This is a genomic window from Kribbella sp. NPDC051620, assembly GCF_044453825.1.
Taxonomy (GTDB): Bacteria; Actinomycetota; Actinomycetes; order Propionibacteriales; family Kribbellaceae; genus Kribbella.
In genome coordinates, this window is the sequence record NZ_JBITDB010000002.1 from 337490 (window position 1) to 352770 (window position 15281).

General features: G+C 68.9%; 17 protein-coding genes. 2 read left to right on the forward strand and 15 right to left on the reverse strand.

From position 1 onward, the window contains the following. The first annotated feature begins 35 nt into the window (after nt 1-35). The gene (locus ACIA12_RS08835; RefSeq protein WP_396366331.1) at nt 36-617 is read left to right on the forward strand and encodes a TetR/AcrR family transcriptional regulator; all 582 of its coding nucleotides are present in this window, start codon (nt 36-38) and stop codon (nt 615-617) included. 212 nt (nt 618-829) lie between these two features. Here the strand turns inward: ACIA12_RS08835 and ACIA12_RS08840 are convergent, their stop codons facing one another. Together ACIA12_RS08840 and ACIA12_RS08845 are read right to left on the reverse strand one after the other, a co-directional pair. Further along, on the reverse strand, nt 830-2410 hold the full coding sequence (locus tag ACIA12_RS08840; RefSeq protein ID WP_396366332.1) for a DNA polymerase Y family protein: 1581 nt from the start codon (nt 2408-2410) through the stop codon (nt 830-832). A 60-nt stretch (nt 2411-2470) separates the two neighbouring features. Continuing rightward, on the reverse strand, nt 2471-3292 hold the full coding sequence (locus tag ACIA12_RS08845) for a hypothetical protein (RefSeq protein WP_396366333.1): 822 nt from the start codon (nt 3290-3292) through the stop codon (nt 2471-2473). A gap of 61 nt (nt 3293-3353) precedes the next feature. On the opposite strand from ACIA12_RS08845, the gene ACIA12_RS08850 reads away from it, so the two are divergent. Then, on the forward strand, nt 3354-3815 hold the full coding sequence (locus ACIA12_RS08850) for a PPOX class F420-dependent oxidoreductase (RefSeq protein ID WP_396366334.1): 462 nt from the start codon (nt 3354-3356) through the stop codon (nt 3813-3815). 6 nt (nt 3816-3821) lie between these two features. Here ACIA12_RS08850 and ACIA12_RS08855 read toward each other — a convergent pair whose 3' ends face one another. The 13 genes from ACIA12_RS08855 to ACIA12_RS08915 all read right to left on the reverse strand — a co-directional run bounded on the left by ACIA12_RS08855 (nt 3822) and on the right by ACIA12_RS08915 (nt 15000). Next, on the reverse strand, nt 3822-4514 hold the full coding sequence (locus ACIA12_RS08855) for a GntR family transcriptional regulator (protein WP_396366335.1): 693 nt from the start codon (nt 4512-4514) through the stop codon (nt 3822-3824). A gap of 67 nt (nt 4515-4581) precedes the next feature. Beyond that, nucleotides 4582-5544, reverse strand: a complete 963-nt coding sequence (locus ACIA12_RS08860) for a zinc-binding alcohol dehydrogenase family protein (protein ID WP_396366336.1) — start codon at nt 5542-5544, stop codon at nt 4582-4584. Between the two features lie 79 nt (nt 5545-5623). Then, nucleotides 5624-6532: an amidohydrolase family protein gene (locus tag ACIA12_RS08865; protein WP_396366337.1), complete on the reverse strand. Its 909-nt coding sequence runs from the start codon at nt 6530-6532 to the stop codon at nt 5624-5626. Between the two features lies 1 nt (nt 6533). Then, nucleotides 6534-6926 carry a cupin domain-containing protein gene (locus ACIA12_RS08870; RefSeq protein WP_396366338.1) on the reverse strand — a complete coding sequence of 131 codons (393 nt, stop codon included), beginning with the start codon at nt 6924-6926 and terminating at the stop codon, nt 6534-6536. Next, the gene (locus ACIA12_RS08875) at nt 6926-8506 is read right to left on the reverse strand and encodes an FAD-dependent monooxygenase (RefSeq protein WP_396366339.1); all 1581 of its coding nucleotides are present in this window, start codon (nt 8504-8506) and stop codon (nt 6926-6928) included. Before ACIA12_RS08875 ends, ACIA12_RS08870 begins: the two co-directional genes overlap by 1 nt. A gap of 2 nt (nt 8507-8508) precedes the next feature. Continuing rightward, nucleotides 8509-9240 (reverse strand): SDR family NAD(P)-dependent oxidoreductase, encoded by a 732-nt coding sequence (locus tag ACIA12_RS08880; RefSeq protein WP_396366340.1) that lies wholly within the window; start codon nt 9238-9240, stop codon nt 8509-8511. Further along, nucleotides 9237-9944, reverse strand: coding sequence for a GntR family transcriptional regulator (locus ACIA12_RS08885; protein WP_396366341.1), 708 nt, complete (start codon nt 9942-9944; stop codon nt 9237-9239). Before ACIA12_RS08885 ends, ACIA12_RS08880 begins: the two co-directional genes overlap by 4 nt. Beyond that, the gene (locus ACIA12_RS08890; protein WP_396366342.1) at nt 9941-10813 is read right to left on the reverse strand and encodes a fumarylacetoacetate hydrolase family protein; all 873 of its coding nucleotides are present in this window, start codon (nt 10811-10813) and stop codon (nt 9941-9943) included. The genes ACIA12_RS08885 and ACIA12_RS08890 overlap by 4 nt, the downstream gene beginning before the upstream one ends. 58 nt (nt 10814-10871) lie before the next feature. Continuing rightward, on the reverse strand, nt 10872-11267 hold the full coding sequence (locus tag ACIA12_RS08895) for a RidA family protein (protein WP_396366343.1): 396 nt from the start codon (nt 11265-11267) through the stop codon (nt 10872-10874). Continuing rightward, nucleotides 11267-12355 (reverse strand): Ldh family oxidoreductase, encoded by a 1089-nt coding sequence (locus tag ACIA12_RS08900; protein WP_396366344.1) that lies wholly within the window; start codon nt 12353-12355, stop codon nt 11267-11269. The genes ACIA12_RS08895 and ACIA12_RS08900 overlap by 1 nt, the downstream gene beginning before the upstream one ends. Next, on the reverse strand, nt 12352-13131 hold the full coding sequence (locus ACIA12_RS08905) for an ABC transporter permease (protein ID WP_396366345.1): 780 nt from the start codon (nt 13129-13131) through the stop codon (nt 12352-12354). Before ACIA12_RS08905 ends, ACIA12_RS08900 begins: the two co-directional genes overlap by 4 nt. Beyond that, a complete protein-coding gene (locus ACIA12_RS08910; RefSeq protein ID WP_396366346.1) occupies nt 13128-13949 on the reverse strand; it encodes an ABC transporter ATP-binding protein in 822 nt (273 codons plus the stop codon). The genes ACIA12_RS08905 and ACIA12_RS08910 overlap by 4 nt, the downstream gene beginning before the upstream one ends. A gap of 1 nt (nt 13950) precedes the next feature. Beyond that, entirely contained in the window at nt 13951-15000 is a 1050-nt protein-coding gene (locus tag ACIA12_RS08915; protein ID WP_396366347.1) for an ABC transporter substrate-binding protein, read from the reverse strand. Nucleotides 15001-15281 lie beyond the last annotated feature (281 nt).

The window sequence follows — 15281 nt, forward strand, 5'->3', positions numbered from 1 at the left end:
CGGAACGTTGTTCCGGTTATCAAATGGAGGGTGCGGTGGCTGACGTCGAGGACAAGCCCGCGCCGCGGAAACGGGCCGACGCCCGGCGCAACGAGAAGACGTTGCTGGACGCGGCCGCGGCGGCCTTCGTCACGTCCGGCGTCGACGCACCCGTACGCGACATCGCGGCAAAGGCAGGCGTGGGCGTCGGGACGATCTACCGGCACTTCCCGACTCGGGCCGACCTGATCGTCGCCGTCTTCCAGCACCAGGTCGAGGCCTGCGTCGAGGCCGGCCCGGCGCTACTCGCGAGCTCCAGTACCCCGTACGCGGCGCTGGCCGGGTGGATCGACCTGTTCGTCGACTTCCTCGTCACCAAGCACGGTCTCGCGAAGGCGATGCAGTCCGGCGACTCCGCCTACCAGTCACTGCACGGCAGCTTCATCGATCGACTCGTCCCGGTCTGCGAACAGCTGCTGGACGCGGCCGCGGCGGCCGGCGAGATCCGCGCCGGCATCGGCGGCTTCGAAATGATGTTTGCCGTCGGCAACCTCTGCAGCGGCGCCGACTACGGGGACTCCCGGTACGACGCCCGCCGCATGGTCGACCTCCTCGTCGCAGGCCTCCGCGTCACCTAGCCTGAAACGTCTGGCAGGCAGCCAGCAGATGGCGCCTGGCGCAGAGCAGGTGATGCTGGGCCGCCAGGTGATGTCGCTGGCGGTGAGCTGCGAGCAGGTGGAGGCGCGCGCACCACAGCTGACGCTGGACCGGCAGCCGTTGTCGCTGCCGATTGGTGAGCCGGCGCCGGCCGCAGGACAACTCCCGCTTGCCGGTGCATCGGCAGAACTGATCAGTCATAACTCGCTTCTGTCCACCATTGATTGTTCCGTACTGCGAACAGCCAGGCGCGCCCGTCAGCACCCACCAGCTGGAAGCGGGCCAGCCGATTCTCGCCGTCGGCATCCCACCAGCGTTCATCCACCGGCCACGGCCCGGCCCACGCGGTGACCGGATGGAGTTTGTTGCTATCGGCAACCTGTGGGGCAGGCGCGAAGCGGAAGGCGGCCGGAGCGCCGGACAGTACGCCGCGGGCGCTCACCGAGACCTGCCGACCATCCGCCGAGAGCACCAGGGCCGGCTTCGGCTGCGGGTAGATCGAGCTGGGTGCCGGCGTCGGCCAGCGACTCCCCGTGCCGGTGATCGCGCCGGGCCAGGGAAGCTCCGGCGGGTTGGCGGGCACCGGGCGATCACCCCAAGGAATCAAGGTCTGCCGCTCCAGGAAACCGCGGCCGCCGCCGACCACCACCGAGACGACTCCGCCATGGCCGAGCATGCTCTGCACCCGGGACAGCGCCCGGTGGATCCGCTCGTCGGGACCGCCTCCCCAGAGGCCGTCGACATGCGCGCCGACCGGGTCGACCTGCTCCGGGATCAGCCGTATCCGCACCACTGCCGAGGTCAGCTCGCTGGTCGCCGTCCCGCTGCCCTGCAGTTGCCAGCGAACCCGGTCGACAAGGTCGGCCGGGCTGAACCAGCGTGGATGCAGCCACTCCCGCTCGTGCACCCGGCCCGACTCGGTCCCGACCTCGACCCGCAAGGTGGTGCAGACCAGGCCGAGCTTGGTCAGCTTCTCGATCAGCTCGTCGGCGACCGCCCGGACCGCGAACGCCACCTGGTCCACCCGGTCCACCGGCGGCTCGAAGTCGAGTTTGCGGGTCAGCTCGAGCGGCACCTGCCGGGCGACCACCGGCCGGTCGTCGTCGCCGCGGGCCAGCCGGTGCGCGAACGCGCCGTCCGGCCCGAACCTGGTCAGCACCTCGGTCGCGGGCAGCCGCGCGAAGGCGCCGAGCGACCGGAGCCCGAGCCGCCGGAGCAGGTCGGTGAGCGCGGGCCGCTCGAGGGTGTCGACCGTGAGCGGCGCGAGGAACTCCGCCGACCCGCCCTCCGGGATCACCCGCACCCGCGTCCGCGCCGAACTCCCGCGCGCCGCCTGCTCGGCGGCGAACGGCCCATCGGCGATCCCGACCCGCCCACCCGGTACGTCGAACGTCTCGAGCCGGTCGAGCAGCTTCTCCGCCGCGGCGGACTCGCTCCCGTAGAACCGGCTCGGCCCACGCGCCTTCAACGCGCACATCCCCGGCCGGATCACCTGGATGCCCGGGGTGAGCGCCTCCAGGCAGCCGATCACCGGATCGAAGGCACGGGCGTCGATCACCGGGTCGTACTTCAGCACCACCAGCTCCGGGCAGCGCGACTGCGCATCCCGGGCACGCAACCTGCGGCGCACCCCCTCGGCCCGAGCGGCCGCCGAGCTGGCCAGCACCCGCCCCTTCGCAAGCACCGCGACCGCAGCCTCCGGCGAACACCCAGCTGCCGAAGCAGCCGCCGTCACCGGCCAGTCCGGAACCCACACCACCATCGTCCGAGTCATCAGCTCACCACCTCCCAACCGGGCAGAGGCTTCGGACGGGCGAGACGAGAAAGGCGGCCATCAGCCCACCGCCTCCCAGCGGGCCGGGTCTTCGAGTGGGCGGGCCGGCTCGGCCGGCTTGGTCGGCCGGATGGTGCCGTCGGGGGCCGGCAGCCAGAGGTGGTGCAGCTGAGGACGGACGGCGGCACCTCGTCCGGTGACCGCGATGGTCGCCTGCCGGCCGGTCAGATACCCCTCGCCTTCACCGAGGCCGGTCCATGTGTTGGCCTGGACCTCCAGGCGGGCTTCGCTGCCCGGCCAGGAGCCGACCGCGATGAGCATCGCCCCACGGGTGCGCAACCGAGCCGACAGCCGGGAAGCCTCCCCCGGGGTCACCTCCCCCGGTGGGCGGACCACGACCACGGTCAGGGCGTCGACCAGCGCCGCCACCACGCTCAGCCAGTCGCGCTCCGGATCGGGGACAAGTACCAACCGGTCGAGATCCACCCCGAGACCGCGGGCTGCCTCCGCACCGAACGACGGCATCCCGACCACCCCACACCAGGCGCCCTCGGCGGACGGTCCGGCCATCATGGCCATCACGAGCGCCGTCGACCCGCGCACCGAGTACACCGAGCCGCCTCGCAGCACCGCGCCGGGCAAAAGGTCGGCGACGGCTGGCAGAGTAGGCAGCGCCCGGTCGACGGCGGCCGTGTCCAGCGCCTGCTGGACCTGCGTCTCGGTCGTCCGCGGCGCCAACACGGTCGGAGCCGGCGCCACCGCCTCCTCCGCGACTTGAAGGAGCCGTGCGGCCTTCTGCTCCTTGGCCCGGGCAAGCAGCGTGCGCGCCTGATCCAGCGCGGTCACCCGCGCAGGCAGCTCAGTAGCAGAAGTCCCCGTCACACCCCCATGTTCGAACACCTGTTCGACTCCTGTCAATTGCAGGAAGTGAGAAGGTAGAGGCATGCCGAGATCGATTGCCACCAATACCCAGGTCGACACCGACGCGCTGCTGGAGTTCGTCCGGCCGCGTCATCACATGCTGCTGATCACCCGCCGCGCGGACGGTACGCCGCAGGCCTCGCCAGTGTCGGGCGGGGTCGACGCGGAGGGACGGATCGTCATCTCGTCGTACCCGGGGCGGGCCAAGAGCAACAACGTGAAGCGGGACGCGCAGACCAGCGTGCTGGTGCTGTCGGACGACTGGGACGGCCCCTGGGTGCAGATCGACGGCAGTGGTGAGGTGATCGACCTACCGGACGCAGTGGAGCCTCTGGTCGACTACTACCGCTCCATCTCGGGCGAGCACCCCGACTGGGATGAGTACCGCGAGGCCATGCGCAAGCAAGGCAAGTGCCTCATCCGGGTCACCCCGGAGCGCTGGGGCCCGGTAGCCACCGGAGGCTTCCCAGCTCACCTGGCCTGAGCGACCTCAGTCCTTGTTGTAGCGGCGCGCCATCGTCTCGGTGATGCGCTGCATGGCGCCTTCCAAGTGCTGGCGCAGGGCGGCCTCAGCACCGGGCTCGTCATGCGCCACGCAGGCGTCCAGGATCGCCTGGTGCTCCCGCCGGGTCTGCTCGATCCGGGCCTTGGTCTGCCGCGAGCCGAACCGGTACCGCTCGCTGTTCTGCCACACCGGCTCGATCGCCCGCGGCAGCCATCGCGACCCACCGGCCCGGTAGATCGCGAAGTGGAACTCCGTGTGCGCCTGCCGCGAGGCGATGATGTCGCCGACCTTCGACAGCCGCACGTGCTCGGCCAGCGCCGCCTGGGCGATCGCCGCGTCCGCTTCGCTGAAGCGCGTCGCCGCAGCTCGGACAGCGAGCGTCTCCAGCGAGATCCGGGTCTCGTGGGTGTCGCGCAGGTCCTCCATCGACAGCTCACGGACCCAGGCGCCCTTGTGCGGAACGATCTCGACCAGCCCGAGCGCCTGCATCCGGCGCAGCCCCTCGCGGATCGGCATCTGGCTCATGTCGAGTCGCTTGGCCAGCTCCTCCAGCCGCAGCGCCGTACCGCTCGGAAGCTCACCGGACAGGATCAGCTCGTGCAGCTCCGCGGCCGCTTCCTCCGCGAGTGTGCGCCGGCCGCTCGGTCCCCCGGGCGTGAGCTCGAGTCGTCGGGTCATCTGGTGTGGGCTGCCTCTCTCCATCACTGCACGCGCATCTGGGAGGTAACCGTAGCTGAACTGACCATCAGAAGCGCCCCAGATCGAGCACGACGCGTCGGTCGGGAGGACCACTGGCCAGCAGATCCAGGGCGTCCTCCGCGAGCGGCGCCGCCACGATGTCGATCTGCGGCCGGATCTGCGCGGGCGCAATGTCGGTCAGCACCTGGGTGACCGTGCCTGGCTCGATCGTCGTCCGCTGCATGTTCACCGGCAGCACCCGCAGGTCCCGGCCGATCAACTGGTGCAGATCGAGAGTGGCGAACTCCCCGGCCGTGTACCCGAGCGCCACGAGCCGTCCGCCCGGGGTGATGTGGCTCATCACCCCACTGGTCACCGGTCCGCCGACAGTGTCGATCGCCGCGTTGCACCAGGGCAGTTCGCGGCCGACCTGGCCCAGCTCGTCGACACGCACGATCTGGTCGACCAGCCCGTCCAGGTGCTCGACCGATTCGTCGCTGCGCGCCAGGCCGATCACCTTCATCGCCCCGGCCGCCCGGGCCACGGCGGCACACAGCCGGCCGACCAGCCCGGTGATCCCGGTGACGACAACCGTCTCGTTCTCCACGATCTGGCCGACCCGCCGTACTGCCGTGTGCGCTGTCAACGCAGCACCCAGCATCGACACAGCTGCTGCCGCATCCAGCCCACTAGGCAACAGATGCACCGACGCATCCGGTACTACGGCCAGCTGCCCCCAAGTGCCCGGCCGGGCGACGCCAACTCCCCCACCACGGATCACTACCGGAGTACCGGGCGGGTAGACGGCCGAACTGACCACTACCCCGGCACCCTCGGACCCTGGTACGAACGGTGGCTGCTGTTGCTGCGCCAGCTTGCCCGCGAGCACTGTCCGGTCGAGCTGGGTGACAGACGCGTACTGCATCTCCACGAGCGTCTCGCCCTCCCCGGCGATCAGCTCCAGCTCTTCCACCTTCAGCTGCTGGCCGGGGCCGTAGCAGCGCAGCACGTAGGCCTTCCGTGCGCTCATGCCGCCACCCCACTCGTCCGCATAGTCCCCACCTGGATTTGATATCTGATCACATCTCGGTCCTGCCGAAAAGGCCTTCTCACGCTGAAACGGCCCCCTTCTTCAACGGCCGGGTGAGCTGCTCGCACACCGTTGATCGAGCTGCCGCCCGGCCTCGGTCCACCTGATCGCCCATCGGGAACGGCCAGTCACTGCCGGCCAGCACCCGCTCGGCCCCGAAGGTCGCCCCCAGCAACGCCCGTACTGCGTCGTCGTGCACCAGGTCGTCCACATAGAACCGCTGCAGCGCCTCGGCCACCGACAGCGAGAGTGGTTCGATCCCTGGTCGTTCCGTGTCGATCCCGCGCTGCCACCGGCCGGCCAAGGCCGCCGTGACCCCGCCCCCGTGGCACAGGCAGAACCTGATGCCGGGGTAACGACCGACAACATCCCCGAACACCAGTTCAGCCGCGGCAAGCCCTGTTTCATAAGGGTTCCCCAGCAGGTTCGACAGGTAGTACCTGCCGAGCCGCTCGTCGTGGCTGTGGCTCGGGTGAATCAAGGTGAAGGCCTCCAGCGAGTGGAGCACCTCCCAGACCGGGTCCAGCCCGGTGTAGCCCGCAGTACCGATCGCGAAGCCGCTGAAGACGCCTTCGCTCGCCAGACCCAAGGCAGACGATGCGGCAGACGGGTCATGCAGCGGTAGCTGCCCCAGCACGCGCAACTGCGGCGTAGCCAGCTCACGCAGCCCCTGGTTGACCAGAGCTGCCCACTCGACGCCCTGGTCGTAGCGGAAGAGGGCAGGCGGTACAGAGACGACAGCGCCGTCCAGGTCCTGCTCGTCGATCCACTGCAGCAGTGCCGCAGGGTCGGCCAGCCGCTTCAACGGCAGCCGCTCGCCGTCGACCAGCAGGAAGCCGTCCTCGATCCCCAGCCCGAAGGCACGCTGACCAGCCGCCGACAGCACAGTCGGCGGTATCAGGTGGGTATGGACGTCCCAGCCGGTCATGTCAGCGTGCATCCTCGTCGTTGTCGTAGAAGGCCGGCCGCACCGGGTAGTGCGGCCCGTCGTACACCTCGAGCAGGACAGAGGTCTCCTCTGCCATCGTCGGCCCGTGTACTACGCCCTTCGGGTTCCAGTAGAAGCTGCCCTTGGTCAGAGTCGTCCCCGTCGGCAGGTACACGTACCGGCCGGACAGGCAGAACATGAACTGGTTCGACGCGTGCTGATGCGCCTCCGGGATCCCGGAGCCCTTCTCGAAACGCACCAGCGCGATCGAGGCCTCCGAAACCTCGTCCCGCCACAGCATCTTGTGCGACAGCCCGGCCAGCGACTTCTCGACCCACTCCAGGTCGTCCGTCTGCAGCAGCACCTCGCTCAACTGCTCGTCGAAGGAACCCATCAGACTCCCTCCCGCGGCACAGGCAGGCCAGTGATCCCGCTGTAGAGCTCCTCGGCCACACCGTCGGCCATCGGAGCCACTGCGGCGATATGCCCGTCCGGCCGCACCAGTACGACCGTCTCAGCCGGTACGCCGTACCGGCTGGTGGCAATGCTGCCCGGGTCGAACAGCGAGCGGTCCCTGAGCCCGGAGTCCAGCGGCGCATCCCACCGCGACACCGCATAGTGCTTCAGCGCCGGAGAGTCGTTCAAAGGCACGGCGGGCCGACGTCGGACGTCGGTGAAGTACAGCGCGACAAAAGACTCGCGGCACAACCCATGGATCGTCACCCGGCCACGGGGGCCCTGGAGTGCCAGGTCAGGGGCTCTGTCGCCAGCGCGGACGGCAGGAGGCTCGGCACTGGTCATCACCATCGACCAGTCGCCTTCCCCGGCCACATCCAGCCGTACTCCGAGCAGCGTGCGCGTGTACGCCGTCGCCCAGTCGCTCCCGGCCGCAGTCACCGCACCACGCTGGTGAGACATGTACTTGCGAGCCGCCTCGGCCATCTCGCCCGACCCGTTGATCGCCACCGGCCGCTGCTCCTGCTCGTACCCGTCCAGCAGGGACGGGTCGGCCCAGCCGCGTAGTACCCAGGCAAGCCGCCAGGGCAGGTTGGACGCGTCCAGTGCTCCGGTGTTGAGGCCTAGAGCCCACATCGGCGTGATCAGGTGGGCTGCGTCGCCCATCAGGAACACCTTGCGCTCCGCGGACCAGTGGTCGGCCACCCGGTGGTGCACGTTGTAGACGACCGAGCCGAGCAGCTCGATCCGGTCCACCTCGCCGATGAACTGCTTGACCTTCACCAGCATGTCCTCCTCGCCTGGCTTCTCAGCTCCGGAGGCGAGAGGGAAGAGGAAGCGCCAGCAGTTGGGCTGCCGGATCAGCACCATCCACTCGGACCGGTCCGAGAAGTAGGCGAGGTACGGGTAGTCGCGGGCGTTCGAGACGTCCAGGTCGACCACGACGTCGATCAGCATGTACCGCTCGGGCAGGGTCTCCCCCGTCACCGTCGCGCCCAGCGCGTCGCGCACCTTGCTCCGGCCGCCGTCGCACGCGAGCAGGTGCGAGGCCTCGATCTGCTTGACACCGTCAGGGGTGTCCACGGTCAGCACGACCCGGTCGTCGAGCACCTCGAAGGACTCCAGCCGATGCTGCTTCAGGACCGGGCCACCGGACAGAGCGGCCTCCAGGATCGGCTCCATCGTCTGCTGCGGCAGGTTGATCACGAACGGGAACTGGGTGTCGTTGACCAGCTCGGCCAGCTGCACCGAGGCCCGCGGCGTGTTGGTGGCCCGGTCGATGTCGCCGATCTCGTCGATCCGCAGCGCGGCGGCCAGGATGCCCTCGACGGCGCCGTACCGGTCCCAGATCTCCAGCGTCCGGGTCAGCGTCGTACCGGCCTTGGTGTCCGAGGAGAGCACCGCGTCCTCCTCGAGCAGCACGAACGGCACGCCGTAGTGAGCCAGGCCGAGGGCCGTCGTCAGGCCGATCGGACCGGCGCCGACGACGGCGACGGGCAGCTGCTGGTCAGCGGGCACTGTCAGCTCTCCTTGAAGGTCTCTAGCCGGGCGAAGACCCGCTCACGGGTCAGCTGCGAGCCGGTCATCGCGGCCGCGTCGGACAACAGGAACAGCAACGGGCCGACCACATCCTCGGGATCGCCGATCCCGGTCGTGTCACGCCAGTGCTCCAAGTCGGCACCGATGTTGGCAGAGCGGAACTGCTCGGTGTCGATCACCCCCGGCGCGATCACGTTCACCCGGACCCGGTGCTCGGCCACCTCGGCCGCCAGCGTCCGGGCGAAGGCGCCCAGGGCCGCTTTGCTCGACGCGTACGCCGCTGCGCCCGGGAACCCGGTCGCCGCCATCCCCGACGTGAACACGACCACCGACCCGCTGCGCTCCGAGATCATGTGCGGCACCACCGCCTGGCAGACCCAAACGACCCCGTCCAGGTTCACCTGCAGCGTCCGGCCCCACTCCTCCGGCGCCATGTCGACCACTGCCGCCCGCGGCTGTACTGCGGCCCCTGCGACCAGCCCATCGATCCGCCCGTGCCGCTCGACCACTCCATCCACTGCCTCGAGCACAGCGGCCCGGTCCGACACGTCCACCTCGACGTACTCGACGCCAGAGACGCCGCCCGCAACCAGGTCGAAGACAACCGCAGTACCGCCGCAACCAACGACCGCAGCAGCCAGCGCGGCCCCGATGCCGTGTGCTCCACCTGTGATGACGACGACCTCGCCGGTCGCGTCGAAGCTCACCTTCATGACGTCCCCTCGCGCTGAGTCTGCTTCGAGGTCATCGTCTCGGTGATCCGCTGTACCGCGCCAGCCAGGTGGTTGCGCAGGGCCTGCTCGGCAGCGTCGGCGTCCCGGGCGAGACAAGCGTCCAGGATCGCCTGGTGCTCCTGCCGGTTCCGCTCGATCTGGAACGCCGTCTGACGGCTACCGAACCGGTAGCGCTCGCTGTTCTGCCACACCGGCTCAATGGCCCGGGCGAGCCACTGCGACCCGCCGGCCCGGTACAGGGCGAAGTGGAAGTCGGCATGTGCCTGCCGAGCCCCGATCGAGTCCTCGGACCGCGACAGCTGCAGTAGCTCGGCCAATGCCAGCCGCGCCTTCTCCGCGTCCACCTCGCCGAAGTGCTCAGCAGCAGCCCGTACTGCGAGACTCTCCAGCGCGAGCCTGGTCTCATGGGTGTCGTGGAGGTCCTCCAGCGACAGCTCCCGGACCCAGGCGCCCTTGTGCGGGATGATGTCGACCAGGCCGAGCGCCTCCAACCGGCGAAGGCCTTCCCGGACAGGCATCTGGCTCATATCCAGACGGTTGGCCAGCTCGACCAGTCGGAGCGGAGTACCGCTAGGAAGCTCGCCGGACAGGATGAGCTGGTGTAGCTCGGCTGCGGCCGTCTCTGCCAACGTACGGCGACCACCGCGGCCGCCACCGGGCAGCAGCTCCAACCGGCTGCTCATGCGAGTTCCCGGTAGACCAGTGTGTTGCGCAGTTCGCCGATCTTGTCCGCGCGGGTCACTACCTCGTCGCCCTCGGCCAGGAACACCTGTGGCTCCCGGGCGTTGCCGATACCGGCGGGAGTCCCCGTCAGGAGCAGGTCCCCCGGGCGCAACGTCATCCCGAACGACAGCTCACTGATCAGCGTCGCCACGTCGTACGCCATCTGCTTGGTCGAGGCGTCCTGCATGACCTCACCGTTCAGCAGGCACTGCAGGTGCACGTCCTGCGGGTCGCCGAACTCGTCGGCAGTGACGATCCACGGGCCGAGCGGCATGGTCTGGTCGATGCTCTTGCCCTTGAGCCACTGGCCGCCGTGCTGACGCTGCAGGTCGCGCTGCGACACGTCGTTGGCCAGCGTGTAGCCCCAGACGTGGTCCAGAGCTTCGGCGACCGGGATGCTGCGCCCGGCCTTGCCGATCACCAGCGCCAGCTCCGCCTCGTAGTCCCACTTGGCCGAGATCGCCGGGTCGTACGCGATCTCGTCGTACGGGCCGATCACCACGTCCGGGCCCTTGGTGAAGAAGGTCGGATGCTCGGGCCGGTCGACGTCCTGGCCGTCGCGCTTGCCCAAGCTCTCCTCGAAGTGGTCCCAGTAGTTCCAGCCGGTGCACAGCACGTCACGCCGGAACCGCCGCAACGGCGCGCGCAACGACACCGATGCCAAGGGCAACCGTTCACCCGTGCTCAGCTCGTTGCGCGCGGCAACCAGGCCGGCCGGACCAGCCTCGATCACCGAGACCAGGTCCACAGCCTGCAACAGAACGACGTCCTCGCCGTCCAGTGCGCCGGGCCACTCACGCCCGGCATGTTCGATCGTCACGAACTTCATCTCAGGTCCACTCGACGCCGCGCACTTGAATCACCCCTCCCCGGCTGCGTGTTACCACTCATGGGATCACCGCGATCGCGCTGATCTCGATCAGGTAGTCAGGGTGGGCCAGCTTGCTGACCTCGACCATCGTCGACGCGGGCAGCGGCTCATGGAAGTACTGCGCGCGGATCTCGTGGATCTTGCCGAAGTCCTCCATGTTGCGGACGTACACGTCCACCCGGCAGACGTCGTCCAGGGTGCCGCCGGCCTCGGCCACGGCGGCGGCGATGTTCTCGCAGACCTGCCGGGTCTGCTCGCGCACGTCGCCGACGCCGGCGATCGTGCCGTCCGGAGTTCGCGCGGTCATCCCGGAGACGAACACCAGCCGGCCGGTCGCCTCGATCGTGGTCGCCTGCGAGAACACCCCGTTCGGGCTGCGCAGCGCCGCGCTGGTCAGTTGTGTCTTCGCCATCAGCTCAGCACCCCTCCGGTCGGGATGACGGCGCCGACCGCACGCGCGGCCTGCAGCAGTCCGTCCAGCCCCGACCTCTCGATCAGTACGCCGTTGCGCCGCTGCTGCGCGGCGCGCTCGGCCTCGATCTCCCCCGGCAGGAAAAGCCGGTCCACCCCGGGAGCCGTCGCACTGCCGCGCACCTTCGCCGCCAGCGCCGACGACCGCTGCCGGAAGCCGTCGATCCCACCCAGCAACTCCGGGTCGACGGCGAGGAACAGATGCGCGCAGTCGTTGGGTCGATCCGGCTCGCGATACAGCGGCCGCACCTGGTCACCCCAACCGCCACCACTCAGTACTCCGGTCAGCACGTCGATCATCAGCGCCAGCCCGAACCCCTTGTGCCCGGCAGCCGGCAGCAACATCCCCAGCACCGCGTCCTCGGCGTCGGTCGTCGGTACGCCGGACTGGTCCGTGGCCCAGCTGTCCGGGATCGGCCGACCGGCCGAAGCAGCCAGCCGAATCTTGCCCAGGGCAACGGCCGACAACGCCATGTCCAGCACGATCTCCGGGCCGGCCTCGGTCGGTACGGCGATCGCCAGCGGATTGTTGCCGACGATCCGCTCGGCACCACCGGGCGCCGGCATCAGCGGCGTCGTGTTCGACATCGCGATGCCAAGGCAGCCCGCCTGCGCGGCCTGCATCGCCCAGCGGCTGGCCGCGCCGAAGTGGTGCGCGTTGCGGACCGAGACCAGCCCGATCCCGAACCGGCCGGCCCGTTCGATCGCGTGGCCCATCGCCTGCGGGCTGGACAGTTGCCCCATCCCTCCGCGCGCATCCGCGACCAGGGCCGCGCCGGCGTCGTGCAGGATGTCGAGCTCGTGTTCGCGGGTGACCCCACCGGCGTTCAAGCGTTCGACGTACATCGGCACGAGCATCACGCCGTGCGAGCTGACGCCACGCAGATCCGCCTCGACCAGCGCGACGGCGATCCGGGTCGCGTCGGTCGGCTCGAAGCCGAGGGCGGTGAAGACGGCGGAGACGGTCGCCTCCAGCCACGCGGGCCGGACGAGCACCCGGCGGTCGGCGTCGGAGGCCTGGGTGGTCACGTGGTCTCCCGTGCCCACGGGAGCAGCAGGTGCTCCAGCAGTACCAGTCCGTAGAACAAGATGATGGCCAAGATGCTGAGCAGCGTCATGGCGGCGAAGGCCAGCGCGGTGTCGGCACTGGCGCCGGAGCTGGTGATCACGTACCCGAGGCCGGAGGTGGCGCCGACGAACTCGGCGATCACCGACCCGATCACGGCCAGCGAGATCGCGACCTTCAGCCCGGTGAAGATCTGCGGCAGCGCGTACCGCAGCCGCAGCTTGAAGAACTCCTGCGTCTTGCTGGCGTTCAGCGACTTGAGCAGCTCGACCAGGTCGGCCGGCGTCGACTTCATCCCGGTGGCGGTCGAGATCACGATCGGGAAGAAGCAGACCAGCAGGACCAGCAGGACCTTCGGCCACTGCCCGAAACCGAACCAGACGACCAGCAGCGGCGCGATGGCGATCTTCGGGATCGCGTTGAGGGCCAGCAGCAGCGGATACAGCAACCGCTCCACCACCACCGACCGGACGATCAGCAGCGCGACCGGTACGCCGACCACGATCGACAGCACGAAGCCCTCGACGGTCTCCACCAATGAGGTCCAGGTATGCCCGAGCAGGTAGCCCGGCTGGTCCAGGAAGGCGCTCACCACCTCGCCCGGGTTCGGGAGCAGGTACGAGTCGATCGAGAAGACTATGGTGGCCACCCACCACAGGGCCAGCGCGAGGATCAACCCGACGACGGGCAGCAGGACTGCGGCAGTACGGGAATGTGTGAGCCAGGAGCGGTTCGTCATCGCCGTGCCTCGGGCAGGTCGACGGGGCGCTCCTGCTCGGACAGCAGGCTGCGCTCCTGCTCGGACAGCAGGCTGTGCAGGTGCGCGCTGATCTCGGCCACCTCGGTCAGGTGGGCGTTGTGCCCCAGCGTGCGGGGGCGCGGGATCTCGATGTCGACGATTTCGCGCAGCCGGCCGGGGCGGGGCGTCAGCACGACCACCCGGTCGGCCAGCACGACGGCTTCCTCGATCGAGTGGGTGACGAAGACGATGGTGGTCGCCAGCTCCATCTGGACCCGCTGCAACTCCGCCGACAGCTCGGTCCGGGTCAGCGCGTCGAGCGCCGAGAACGGCTCGTCCATCAGCATCACCTTGGGACTGCGGATCAGCGACCGGCACAGCGACACCCGCTGCTGCATGCCGCCGGACAGCTCGTGCGGGAGCCGGTTCTCGAAGCCGTTCAGCCCGACCAGTTCGAGCAACTCGTGCGCCCGGTCCCGGTACTGCGCCTTGCTGCGCTCGGAGTCGCCGCCGGAGATCTCCACCGGCAGCATCACGTTCGAGACGACCGACCGCCACGGCAGTAGGGCCGGTCGCTGGAACATGAAGGAGACGTCCCGGCGCGGGCCGGTGACGGCCTCACCGGCCACCTCGACCCCGCCGGACGTCGGCGGCAGCAGTCCGGCGATCAGCCGGAGCAGTGTGGACTTGCCACAACCGGACCGGCCGATCACCGTGACGAACTCGTTCTCCTGGACGTGCAGGTCGATCTCCTCGAGCGCGCGGACCTGTCCGCCGCGGCCCTCGAAGACCTGCCCCACACCGTCCAGCCGGATCATGTCAGCCCTTGGGAGTCAGGTCGGTGTCGACCACGTCGGCCGGCTTGAGGGAACCCTTCGGAATGACGTTGTACTTCTCCAGGTCGGCGATCACGCGCTCGACCCGGTCGATCTCGACGCCGCCGGCCACCCCGGTGTAGCCGTCCGGCTTCACGTAGGGCTTCATCAGCACGAGTTCCTTGGTGGCCACCTCTTCGTTGGTGTCCGGAACGTACTTCTTCAGGATCTTCGCCGCCGCCGCCGGGTCGGCCAGCGCGTCGTCCATGCCCTTGAGCAGCGCCGCGGTGAACTTCTGCACCTGCGCCGGGTGGTCCTTGGCCAGGTCGTCGCGGGCGATGATCGCGTTGCCGTAGAGGTCCTGCACCTTGTCGCCGTACGGAAGTACGACGGCCTTGCGGTGCTTCTCCTTGTCGGCCGCCTCGACCAGCGGGACGCCGACCACGAACTGGCCGATGCCGTCGCCCTTGTTGGCGGCCAGCAGTCCGGCCAGCGCCGGCGGCGGGGAGGGTACGAACTCGACCTTGTTCTTGTCGACCCCGGCCTGCTGGGCGTACAGCGGGAAGGTCACCTGGTTGGTCGAACCGGGCTGGTCCAGGATCCGGGTCTTCTCACCATTGGCCTTCATCAGCGACTTCGGGTCGCGGTCCTTGATCTGGCCGCCCTCGAGCGCGACGATCGCCGCCATCGAGCGCTGCTGGATCATCCCGACCGTGGTGACCGGAAGCTTCTGCTTGGCCAGCGTGATCATCACCGCGGTGAAGTCGCCGATGCCGTAGTCGGCCTGACCGCCGGCCACGATCTTCATCACGTCGACGGTGCCGTTGCCCGGCGTGATCGTCACGTCGAAGCCGGCATCCTTGAAGTAGCCCTTGTCCAGGGCGACATAGGCATAGGCCTCACGGCCAAAGGTGCGGAAAGAGGTCAGGTAGCTGACCTTCTCCAGTTTCGTTTCCCCGTTCGTGCCGGTCTTGCTGTCGTCGTTGCACGCGCTCATCCCGGTGGCCAGTGCAAGCACTGCGACCAGGGCGACGGCCGAACGTCTGAACCTCATGCTGGACATTCTCCTCTCCGATATTTGATCAAACATCAAATATGGAAGGGTGGTCAATCGGCCCTCGGGGACTTCACAGTGTCTTTACGTGCACTGACCAACACTGTCCGGATCCCCTCAGAATCCGACTGCCGCCCGTCCAGGAGCCGATTCCCCATGCCGCTCCGTCACCGGACCAGCACCCCGCCCCGACCACAGACCGTACCCGCCCGAACAGCAGATCGCGACGTCGCTGGAGTCCCAACTGAGTCGCTCCAGGACAAATTTGTGTAAACCCACCC